The 10,365-nt window shown below is 71.6% G+C and carries 11 protein-coding genes and 2 pseudogenes; 5 read left to right on the top strand and 8 right to left on the bottom strand.

Annotation, left to right across the window (positions count from 1 at the left end):
• The 3 genes from GT354_RS09215 to GT354_RS09205 form a co-directional block, all read right to left on the bottom strand.
• Positions 1-868: sugar phosphate isomerase/epimerase (locus GT354_RS09215; protein WP_161355778.1), on the bottom strand; the 868-nt coding region annotated here is incomplete at its 3' end.
• Positions 865-2,037, bottom strand: a complete 1,173-nt coding sequence (locus GT354_RS09210; protein WP_346011947.1) for a dihydrodipicolinate synthase family protein — start codon at positions 2,035-2,037, stop codon at positions 865-867. The genes GT354_RS09215 and GT354_RS09210, both read right to left, overlap by 4 nt.
• Positions 2,034-3,209 carry a Gfo/Idh/MocA family oxidoreductase gene (locus GT354_RS09205; protein ID WP_161355777.1) on the bottom strand — a complete coding sequence of 392 codons (1,176 nt, stop codon included), beginning with the start codon at positions 3,207-3,209 and terminating at the stop codon, positions 2,034-2,036. Before GT354_RS09205 ends, GT354_RS09210 begins: the two co-directional genes overlap by 4 nt.
• 582 nt (positions 3,210-3,791) lie before the next feature.
• Here GT354_RS09205 and GT354_RS09200 point away from each other — a divergent pair.
• A complete protein-coding gene (locus GT354_RS09200; RefSeq protein ID WP_161355776.1) occupies positions 3,792-4,832 on the top strand; it encodes a LacI family DNA-binding transcriptional regulator in 1,041 nt (346 codons plus the stop codon).
• Between the two features lie 821 nt (positions 4,833-5,653).
• Here the strand turns inward: GT354_RS09200 and GT354_RS09195 are convergent.
• The 4 genes from GT354_RS09195 to GT354_RS09180 form a co-directional block, all read right to left on the bottom strand.
• On the bottom strand, positions 5,654-6,460 hold the full coding sequence (locus tag GT354_RS09195) for a sugar phosphate isomerase/epimerase family protein (protein WP_161355775.1): 807 nt from the start codon (positions 6,458-6,460) through the stop codon (positions 5,654-5,656).
• Between the two features lie 319 nt (positions 6,461-6,779).
• Entirely contained in the window at positions 6,780-6,974 is a 195-nt protein-coding gene (locus GT354_RS09190; protein ID WP_161355774.1) for a hypothetical protein, read from the bottom strand.
• A 12-nt stretch (positions 6,975-6,986) separates the two neighbouring features.
• The gene (locus GT354_RS09185) at positions 6,987-7,223 is read right to left on the bottom strand and encodes a hypothetical protein (protein ID WP_161355773.1); all 237 of its coding nucleotides are present in this window, start codon (positions 7,221-7,223) and stop codon (positions 6,987-6,989) included.
• A 177-nt stretch (positions 7,224-7,400) separates the two neighbouring features.
• On the bottom strand, positions 7,401-8,165 hold the full coding sequence (locus GT354_RS09180) for an SDR family oxidoreductase (protein ID WP_161355772.1): 765 nt from the start codon (positions 8,163-8,165) through the stop codon (positions 7,401-7,403).
• Between the two features lie 68 nt (positions 8,166-8,233).
• Between GT354_RS09180 and GT354_RS09175 the strand changes: the two genes are divergently transcribed.
• The 4 genes and pseudogenes from GT354_RS09175 to GT354_RS53700 all read left to right on the top strand — a co-directional run.
• A complete protein-coding gene (locus GT354_RS09175; protein ID WP_161355771.1) occupies positions 8,234-8,899 on the top strand; it encodes a TetR/AcrR family transcriptional regulator in 666 nt (221 codons plus the stop codon).
• A gap of 485 nt (positions 8,900-9,384) precedes the next feature.
• Positions 9,385-9,714: a hypothetical protein gene (locus GT354_RS09170; protein ID WP_161355770.1), complete on the top strand. Its 330-nt coding sequence runs from the start codon at positions 9,385-9,387 to the stop codon at positions 9,712-9,714.
• Positions 9,711-9,833 (top strand): annotated as a pseudogene (locus tag GT354_RS56430) (MerR family DNA-binding transcriptional regulator); the annotation flags it as partial. The gene GT354_RS09170 and the pseudogene GT354_RS56430, both read left to right, overlap by 4 nt.
• Positions 9,834-9,900: 67 nt before the next feature.
• A pseudogene (locus GT354_RS53700) lies at positions 9,901-9,984 on the top strand (MerR family transcriptional regulator); the annotation flags it as partial.
• 183 nt (positions 9,985-10,167) lie between these two features.
• Here the strand turns inward: GT354_RS53700 and GT354_RS53695 are convergent.
• Positions 10,168-10,365, bottom strand: a 198-nt coding sequence (locus GT354_RS53695) for a hypothetical protein (RefSeq protein ID WP_237534543.1), incomplete at its 5' end; no start/stop codon positions are given.

The following is a 10,365-nucleotide window of genomic DNA, read 5'->3' as shown; positions in this document are numbered from 1 at the left end:
CGTATCGGCGCTTGAGCGTGGCCACCACGTCGTGGCCGTCCGCGGCCCAGACGTCGGCGTTGAAAATCTCGACCTCGATGTCGCCCTGGTAGCCGGCTGCCGCCACAGAGCGGGCCATGGAGCGGAAGTCGATGACACCGTCACCCATCATGCCCCTGGCCAGGAGGTTGTCGGCGGGCAGCGGCAGTACCCAGTCGCACACCTGGAAGGACGCGATCCGTTCGCCCGCCCGGGCGATGGCCTGCTCCAGGTTCGGGTCCCACCACACGTGGAAGGCGTCGACCACCACGCCCACCTGATCGGCCGGATGAGGCTCGGCGAGGTCGAGGGCCTGGTCCAGGGTCGAGAGAACCGCACGGTCGGCACAGTACATCGGGTGCAGCGGCTCCAGCGCGAGCCGCACCCCGTGCGCCCCCGCGAACGGCGCCAACTCGCCCAGCGCGTCGGCGACCCGCCCGCGCGCGCCCGGCAGATCGCGGTCGCCGTCGGGCAGTCCGCCGACCACCAGGACCAAGGTCTGCGTACCCAGTTCGGCGGCCTCCTCGATCGCCCGGCGGTTGTCCGTGATCGCCGCGGCCCGAGCCGCAGGCTCACGCGCCGTCAGAAAGCCGCCCCGACACAGCGACGAGACCCGAAGCCCCGCGTCGCGCACCACCTTCGCGGCCTCGGCCGTGCCGACCTCGGCCACCTTGTCGCGCCACAGCCCGATCGCGGGCAGACCCGCCCGTACGCAACCGTCCACCGCCTCGCGCAGCGACCACCCGCGCGTCGTCCACTGATTGAGCGAAAGCCGCGCCAACCGCGCGTCCCCGACCTCCGGGGTGTCGATCGTCGCCGGCAGCCCGCTCGGCACGTCCACCGCGCTCATGCCCGTACCCCCGCAACCGCCAGCAGCGACCGCATCCGCTCGGCCGCGAGGTCGGCGTCCGGCAACAGCCCCGCCACATCGGCGAGTCGATACGCCCGAGCCAGGTGCGGCACCGATCGCGCCGCCTGCGCGCCGCCCACCATGACGAAGGCGTCCTGGAGCCCCGTCAGCCACGCCAGGAACACGATGCCGGTCTTGTAGTGGTACGTCGGTGCCCCGAACAGATGCCGGGACAGCGGTACCGTCGGCGCGAGCAACGCGTCGTAGGCCGCCGCATCACCCGCGTCGAGCGCCCGCAGCGCGCCCGCCGCGACCGGCGCGATCGCGTCGAAGATGCCGAGCAAGGCATGGCTGAAGTGCGTGCCGTCGCCGCGGATCAGCTCGGGGTAGTGGAAGTCGTCACCCGTGTACAGCCGTACGCCGTCCGGAAGTTCGGCGCGCAACCGGACCTCGTGCTCGCGGTCCAGAAGCGAGACCTTGACCCCGTCGACACGATCGGCATGCGCCCGTACCAGATCCAGGAACACCGCCGTCGCCTCGTCGACGTCGCGCGAACCCCAGTATCCGGCGAGCGCCGGGTCGAACACATCGCCCAACCAGTGCAGCACCACGGGCCGTCGGACCTGGCCGAGCAGCGCGTCGTACACCCGCCGGTAATCCTGTGGCCCACGCGCCGCCGCGGCCAGCTGACGGCTCGCCATCAACACCACCTTGGCGCCGGACTCCTCGACCAGCGCCACCTGTTCGGTATAGGCCGCGATCACCTGATCGATCGTCAGATCGAGGCCGGCGTGGTCGGTGCCCGCGCCGCACGCGAGCAGCGTGTAAGGATCGCCGATCGTCGCCGCCTCGGCCGCGCTGCGCCGGATCAGTTCGGCGGTGGCCTGCCAGTCCAGGCCCATGTTGCGCTGCGCGGTGTCCATCGCGTCGGCTATCGCGAAACCGTGCGACCACAGGTGCCGGCGGAAGGCCAGCGTGGCGTCCCAGTCCACGACCGCCGGGCGACCGGGGGTGTTGTCGCCGAACGGATCGGCGACGACGTGGGCCGCGGCGTAGGCGGTGCGGGTGGTGAACGCCGGGCCGCCCGGGGCCGCGCCCCGGTATACGCCGGTGGGTTCGTACGATTCCAGGCCGCCGGTCGTGGTCGGCAGGAGCAGTCGGGCGCTCACGCGTGCGCCGCCACGCCGTCGAGTGCCGGCAGGGCCACCCGCCGGCCCTCGGCGGACGACAGCAGGCCGCACTCGGCCAACTGCACGCCGCGGGCCCCGGCGAAGAAGTCGAACGCGAACGGCTCGTCGGCGACGACATGCCGGACGAAGTCTTCCCACTGCACCTTGAAGCCGTTGTCGAAGCCGCCGTCGCCCGCGTTGTCCGGGATCTCCTGCCACTGGTCGCGGAACGGTTCGGTGACCGGAAGGTCCGGGTTCCACACCGGAGTCGGCGTCGCCGAACGGTGCTGGACCCGGCAGCGCCGCAGGCCCGCGACCGCGCTGCCCTCGGTGCCGTCGACCTGGAACTCCACGAGTTCGTCGCGGTTGACCCGCACCGACCACGACGAGTTGATCTGCGCGATGACGCCGCCCGCGAGTTCGAAGATGCCGTACGCGGAGTCGTCGGCGGTGGCCGGGTATTCGCGGCCCTGCTCGTCCCAGCGCGTGGGAACGTGCGTGACGGCCTTCGCGGTCACCGCCTCCACCCGACCGAACAGGTTCTCCAGTACGTAGGACCAGTGGCAGAACATGTCCACGACGATGCCGCCGCCGTCCTCGGCCCGGTAGTTCCAACTCGGGCGCTGCGCGGGCTGCCAGTCGCCCTCGAACACCCAGTAGCCGAACTCGCCGCGCACCGACAGGACTCGGCCGAAGAACCCACCCTCGATCAGCCGGCGCAGCTTGAGCAGACCGGGCAGGAACAGCTTGTCCTGGACCACGCCGTGCTTGATCCCGGCGGCCTGCGCGGCGCGCGCGAGATCGAGCGCGCCGGTGAGGGTCTCGGCGGTCGGCTTCTCGGTGTACACGTGCTTGCCCGCCGCGATGGCCTTGCGAATCGCCTCCTCGCGGGCCGTGGTCACCTGGGCGTCGAAGTACACCGTGTTCTTCGGGTCGGACAGGGCGGCGTCGAGGTCGGTCGTCCACTCGGCGATGCCGTGCCGGTCGGCGATCGTGCGCGGCTTCTCCGCGTCGCGGCCGACGAGGACGGGTTCGAGCAGTACGCGCGAGCCGTCGGCGAGGGGGACACCGCCCTGGTCACGGATGGCCAGGATCGACCGGACCAGGTGCTGGCGGTAGCCCATTCGGCCGGTGACGCCGTTCATCACGACGCCGAGGGTGTGTGTGGTCATGGGGGAACCTCTCAGGGGCGGGGCGGGATCAGGCTGGGCGGCGGCGCGCCCCGGGTCGGGCCCGGAATCCTCCGACGGCTTCGGCGGCAGCCCCGGGGCCGCCCGGACACGGACCGGGCAGCCCCGAGGAGGCGATGCCGTACCCGGATGCGGAAGTTTGCGGGAAAGCGCTTTCCCGTACGCTAGAGCGCGGCCCGCTCCGGGTCAACAAGGATTGGGAATGCGCTTTCCAACGGATACCCTGGGCCTATGCCCGCTCCCACCCCCACCGCACCGGACGAACCCGCTACCGGCGAATCCCCATCGCCCCACAACACGCCGAACGCTTCCGCGTCATGTGGCGGCACGGCCGGTTTCGGTGTGACCGGCGACGCGGGGGACGCGGCGGGGATCCACCCGGGGGGCGCTGCCGCGACGCGGGGTGCGGTGGGGACTCCTGTGTCGCGCGATGCCACGGCCGGTGCCGTGTCGCGCGATGCCGTGGGGACCCCCGTAACCCGCGAAGCTGCGGGTGCGTTCGCGGCCCGGGATGTTTCGGGCGCACCCGTGAATCGCGGGGCCGCGCACACCCTCGCGACTCGCGTGACTCGTCCCGCCGTCGGTCCGGTCACCCTTCAACAGGTGGCCGAACGCGCCGGTGTGTCTTCGGCCACCGCGTCCCGCGCGCTCCACGGCAGCAGCGGGACCCGGGTTGTCGGCGAGGACCTGCGCAGGCGCGTGGAGGAGGCGGCCCGTGAGTTGCGCTACGTCTCCAATGCCCCCGCCCAGGCATTGGCCCGTTCCACCACCGCCGTGGTCGGGGTGGTCGTCCACGACGTCGCCGACCCCTATTTCGCGGCGATCGCGGCAGGCGCCATGGGTGTGGCCCGCGAGCACGGGCTGCTGGTGATGTTGGCCGCGACCTTCCGCGACCCGGAACTCGAACTCGACTACCTGGCCCGGCTCCGCGCCCAACGCGCTCGCGCGGTCGTCCTGGCCGGCAGTGGCTTCGCCGACCGCGGGTTCACCCTCCGACTTGCCGCCGAGGTGGACGCCTATCGCGCGGACGGCGGCCACGTGGTGTCGGTCGGCGCGCACGGATTGGCCACCGACAGTGTGCGCCCGGCGAACCGTACCGGCGCCGCGCTCGCCGTACGCCACCTGTACGAGCTCGGTCACCGCCGCTTCGGTATCGTCACCGGCCCCCGCGCACTGACCACCGTACGGGACCGCCTCGACGGTGCCCGCCGCCAACTACGTTCCCTGGGCGTCGAGTTGCCACCGTCACACGTGGTCGACGGCGGCTTCACCCGCGAGCGGGCGCGCAGCGCGGCGAACACGTTGCTGACCCGGGTGCCCGACGTCACCGCGGTCGTGGTTCTCAACGACGTGATGGCCGCCGGCGTTCTGGCCGCGCTGCGCGACGACTTGGGCCTGCGGGTACCCGAACAGGTATCGGTGGTCGGCTTCGACGACCTGCCCTTCGCCGTCGACCTGAACCCGTCGCTGACCACGGTACGACTGCCGTTGGCGGACATCGGTGTCCAGGCGATGCGGATGATCCTGTCCGGCCCGGCGACCGAACCACGCACGGTGGACCTCGCCGCCGAACTGGTGGTGCGCAACAGCACGGCGGCGCGCTGAAACTCGATGGGCGGCCGGACGAATTCGGCCAAGGCCGCGAGCACATGGCGCAACAGCACGGCGGCGCGCAACTCGCTGGGCGGCTGGTGGCCCGGCGGCGGGTCTGTCGACTGGCCGGCTGGTTGGTTCGTCAGGTTGGTCAGGTTGGTCAGGTGCATCAGGTTCGTCGGATTTGCCGGATCAACCGGCCGGCCGGAGCGGCGCCGGTCCGCCGTGTCGGCGCGGCTGTCGTACGGGCCGCCACCCGCCTGCCCGGAACAGCCGGCTCGTAGCCCGTCACCGACCCACCCCCGCTCGGGGGTCGTCGTTACCTGTCCGCCCTCTCGTCCCGTTTCGACACTGACGGGCGGCCGTCGCCGCGGCCGGCCACACGCTTCGAGGAGCCGCCACGCCCTCGACAGCCATGCCGTGCACCACCACATGAACCCGCGTGACCACCCACCGTGCCTGCGCGAGCCGTCCGGAACCGCTGGCGATCCCCCGTACCCCCCCAGAACCGGCAACGGGCATCATCATCACCATCACCACCTCGGCGGACCGCCGTTTCGACGCCCGCCGCCGAGCGCCGGTGGACCGGCCGGACCGCAACGCGCGGCCCCGGCTTCCACCCGCTCGCGATGCCACGTCGACCCCAGCCGCCGGGACACACCATGCGTCGCGGCACGTCGGCTTGTGGCTCACCCACGGTGGACCACGTGGCAACAGCCGCTCGCCACGCAGCTTCTCCGGGCCTTCCCATGCCACCGGAGTGGTTTCCGAGACCCTCCGTCCTACACCGGAACCGCCGCCGTTCGACACACCGTCGACCGGCGGCGGAAACCTCAGTGCAGCGGGGGGAGCGCGTAGCGGGCGACCCAGTCTCGGGCGCCCGGCAGCACCGCGTCGAGCGCGGGGACGTCGGGGTACCAGGCCCGCTCCCATTCGAGCGATACCCAACCGTGCCAGTCCTGTTCGCGAAGGGTCGCGCCGATCTCCTCCAGTGGTACCGACCCGGTGCCCAACGGAACCGGCGTGGTGTCGGCTGCCGACACCGCGTCCTTGATCTGTACGTAGCCGAGCAACCCCGCGAGCGCACGTGCGGTGTCGGCGGGCGCCTCGCCGTGTCGCCACGGGTGCAGCGCGTCCCAGATCACCGCGACCGCACCGGCGAACGGGCGTACCAGGCTCGCGACGGCCACCCCGGTGGCGTGCGAGTCATGGGTTTCCACGAGCATCGTGACGCCGAGCGCGCGCGCCTCCGGGAGCAGCAACGCCAGCCTGCGCTCGGCCCGTTCGGCGTCGCCTTCGCCGGTGCCGCCGGGGAAGACCCGGATCGCGGGCGCGGCGAGGTCGTGCGCGAGGTGGAGCAGGCCGCGGATCCCGGTGAGGACGGTCTCGTCGGGGGTGGGGGCGCAGATGCCCGAGTATCCGGCCAGACACGGGATGGTGAGGCCGGCGTTCTCGACGCGCGCGCGTACGTCCCGACGTTGCTCGGCCGACATGTCCAGGTGGACTTCCTCGTCCCGATGGACGCGCAACTCGATGCCGGTACAGCCGTGCCGGACCGCGCGCCCGACATGCTCGGCGACGGGACGACCGGGCGCGCCGAGCGTACTGAAGGCCCATTGCGCGGACTCGGGAGTGCTCACGTGTTCGGCTCCCTCGTGTGGTCGGGCGGGGCCCGACAGAGTGGAAAGCGCTTTCCGAGTTTGGAGGCTAGGCGTCCGTAGGTTGATGGTCAAGGCCGAGGACGGCTGCGACTCGGATGATCCACCTCGGCCACCCCGGCGACGACGCCCTCGGCCTCCGCCGCGAACCCGGTGCCGCGAACCCGGTGTTGCGCAACCAACGGTGTGGAATCAGCGCGCAATCAGTGCCGCGCAACCAACGGTGCGAAATCAGAGCTGCGAAATCAGTGCTACGTGACCAATGGTGCGCAATCAGTGCCGCTCAGTCAGTACCGCGAAATCAGCGCTGCGAGAAGTCGGCCGCCCGCTCACGGCCGCGGAACGTGGGCGCGATAGGCACTCGGCGACCCCCCGGGTCCTGCCCGTGGATGCACTCGCCGCGCTCCGCGCCGCCGCAGGTCACCAGGTCGAGGTGTCGGGCCTGTACGCAATGCACCGGAACCCCGTCGTCGATGCCGCCGGCTACGACCGCCACCGGCGGCGCGGTTCAAGAGAAGAACGCGAGGCGGCGGCCGAGGAGTTGCGCGAGCGCCTGCTCGCGGCGCCGACGGCCGAGCCGATCCCGTACCGAACGCAGAACAGCGGACACCGCGACCACAACCTCGTGCTGCGCCCGGATGTGGCACCGGGCCGAGCCGGGCTGGGAACGCACGCGACCCGACGCCGACACGGAGACGACGCCGGGCGCCCACATCGGCACGACCCATGCCGCTTCCCCGGGCACCCAGTCCTTGGATCGCCTACACGGCAGCCGGCAAAGGTGTCCCGCTTCGTGCTCGCGAACGGAACGTGGGAAGCGAGCGGTTCCGAGACACCGCGGGCCCCGCCGACCGCAGGCCCGGCACCTGTGGGCCGAGCCGTGATCAGCGCGCCGTGGTGAGTTCTCCTCGACGACCTGCGATCACCCGCGCGGACCGAGGAACAGGCCGCCGCTTGCGTCGATGATCTGACCGGTGACCCACCGCGCGTCGTCGGAGGCCAGGAACGCGACCACGTCCGCGACGTCGTCGGGTCCGCCCAGCCGATCGAGCGCCGTCGTTCCGGCGATGAGGTCGGCCAGGCCCGGCACTTCGAAGATCGATCCGTTGCTCGCCGTCCGAGTGGCGCCGGGAGCAACCGCGTTGACCGTGATGCCGCGGACGCCGAGTTCGTTGGCCAAGGTCATGCTCATCGTCTCGACGGCGCCCTTCGTCATCGCGAAGGACGTCTGGCCCGGGTTGGCCATCCGGGTCGCCACGGACGAGATCGTGACGATGCGGCCACCGTCGCGAAGCAGCGGCAATGCCCGCTGGATGATGAAGTACGGCGCCCGCACGTTCACCGCGAAGAGGTGGTCGAACTCCCGGCGCGTCGTGGTCCCGAGCGGGCCGGCGGGCGCGGCCGCCGCGTTGTTGACGACGATGTCGAGTGGCCGTCCGGCCAGAGCCGCCTCGACTCCCGCGAACAGCGTTTCGACGTCGCCGTCCACGCCCAGTTCCGCCCCGACGGCGAGCGCGGTTCCGCCGGCGCGTTCGATCTCGTCGACCGTCGCGGCCGCACCTTCGGCGTCCGTGCCGAAGTGCACGACGACCACTGCCCCCTTCGCCGCCAACCGGGCCGCGATGGCCTGCCCGATGCCGCGCGACGCGCCGGTCACGAGAGCCGTCTTGCCGGTCAGATCACCCATGTCGACCACCCCAAGATGTTGGTCACTACCAATCTGGTAGTGACTATCACACAGGTAGGGTCTACCACATGCCCGACCAGCACTCAACCTTGCGCGCGCAGCGGCGCGCAGAGACGCAGCGCACGATCCAGGCGCATGCGCTGCGGTTGTTCACCGAGCGCGGATACGACGCCACGACCGTGATCGACGTCGCCGAAGCCGCCGGTGTCTCGCCCATGACCGTCTATCGGCACTTCCCCACGAAGGAAGACCTCGTACTCGCCGACCGGCACGGTCGGCTCGTCGCCGAGCGGATCGCCGCGTCGTCCGCCGCACAGCCCCTGGTCCGCCGCATCGGCAACGCGCTCGTCGAGTCCGCCGCGGCGTTGACCGACGGCGACCGCGCAGACGACCTGACGCCGAACGCGCAGTTCCTCCTTGCCCGTCTCCGGCTCATGATCTCGACACCGGCGTTGCGGGCGAAGCACCTGGACAACCACTACGCCCTTCAGCAGGCGATCGTCGACGCCCTCGGCGGCGATGCGGCCGATCCCGACGCGGCGTTTAGCATCCAGGCGGCGGCCGGCGCCTGCCTGGCCGCCATGCATACGGCACTGGTGCGCTGGGCCGAGGACGACGGCCGCTCCGAACTACCCGACCTGATCACGAAGGCACTCACGGCCGCCTTCGGCGACGACACCGTGAACGCCCCCCGCAACACACGAGAAAAACCACCACGTACCCACCCGACGTGACCCACGCCCACCGAGCGACCGTCCCGGGCGCCGAGCGATCAAGGCGGTCCGTGACGCGGTCGCCGTAGACGCCGGCGTTGTCACTTCGCTGCTCGACGACCCCGATCCGCAGGTGCGCCACGGGGGCCACGGGCGCCACCTACACCTTGGCGGCGGCGCCCGGGCGCGTGGGCAACGTCCGCAGCGCCATCGTCGCCCGTCGCCCGTCGCCCGTCGCCCGTCGCGCCACACACCCCTGAGCAGCCGACGTTGCCGTAGCCCGACGCGTAACGCGCGCAACTGCCTTGACAGGCCAAGCAACTCCGCCGTCGACGCGCCAAGTTCGCGGAGCATGCGCACGACGGTCGCAGGCCAGGCGCGGGCGTCGGCCCTCCTCGTACCGGTGGGCCCAGACAGGGCTTGAATCCTGTACCCGAGTACAGGTTTACCGTCGGAGCATCGCCCCGGCCGGCCCGGTCGGGAACCGAAGCAAAGGGAGTCCCGTCATGGGCTGGGTACCGCACTCCTGCACGTTGCCGGCCGAGGAGCAGCCGCTTCGGGTGGCGGAATTCGACACCCTGTTCGCCGACGCCCTGCTGGGGGCAGAGCGGCCCGGTACAACCAGGGCCCGGCTGGTCCTGGACACGGAATCGGAGACGCTTGCGCGCAACCTGGCCGAGCGGGAGACAGACTGCTGCTCGTTCTTCACGTTCGCGTTCGAGCACGACGCCGGTGGTCGGCTGCTGATGGACGTCACCGTGCCCGAGGCCCGCGTCGCGGTCCTGGACGCGTTGGTGGCCCGCGCGGGCGAGAGCGCGAAAGGGGCCCGGCGGTGAGGGCGGCGCGAGAGGTGCCGCTGCGGTCGGGGGAACTCGCCGACGCGGCCGGTGTCGGCCGGCAGACGCTGCGCTATCACGAGCGTCGGGGCCTGCTCGCTGAGCCGGATCGCACCCTGGGCGGACACCGGTTGTATCCGCCGGAGTCGGTGGCGCTGCTGCGGGTGATCAAGGCCGCGCAGCTCTCTGGAGGAGGTCGCCGAGCTCCTGGAGGCCGGCCGTCACCACCACGGCACCCGCGGCGGGGGCCTGCAACAACGGGCCGCGGCCAAGCTCGCGGAAGTCGACGCGCGGATCGCCGACCTGAACACCATCCGCGCCGCGCTCGTGACGGCGTTCGACGCGGGCTGTGACGACCTCGCGGTGTGTGCGCGACCATTCGTGCTGCCCGTTGCCGTTCACCGACCTCGCCGAAGGGGATCGCCACGCCGGACCCTGTTGCTGACCCTGCCCTCACCACCGACGGGCCGGCGTGGAACGCGCCGCCGGGGGCCTGGCCTGGTTGGTGGGAATCGCCTGTGCGGCGTGTTGCGCGTTGCCCGCGCTGATCGCCGCCGGCGTGTCGGTTGGCGGTGAGGCCGGGTTGGCGGCGTGGTCGCGCCCGCCACCGCGATCGTGCTCGTCGTCGCGTCCGTGGGGGTGTTCGTTGCC

This window comes from Streptomyces sp. SID3343, from assembly GCF_009865215.1.
Taxonomy (GTDB): domain Bacteria; phylum Actinomycetota; class Actinomycetes; order Streptomycetales; family Streptomycetaceae; genus Embleya.
The sequence above is the reverse complement of the archived record's forward strand: the minus strand, read 5'-3'. Positions and strand labels throughout refer to the sequence as shown.

Bases quoted from the DNA above. Each gene is read 5' to 3' on its own strand.
- GT354_RS09205 (WP_161355777.1), bottom strand. From the start codon at position 3,209: ATGACCACACACACCCTCGGCGTCGTGATGAACGGCGTCACCGGCCGA.
- GT354_RS09180 (WP_161355772.1), bottom strand. From the start codon at position 8,165: ATGGGTGATCTGACCGGCAAGACGGCTCTCGTGACCGGCGCGTCGCGC.
- GT354_RS09175 (WP_161355771.1), top strand. From the start codon at position 8,234: ATGCCCGACCAGCACTCAACCTTGCGCGCGCAGCGGCGCGCAGAGACG.
- GT354_RS09170 (WP_161355770.1), top strand. From the start codon at position 9,385: ATGGGCTGGGTACCGCACTCCTGCACGTTGCCGGCCGAGGAGCAGCCG.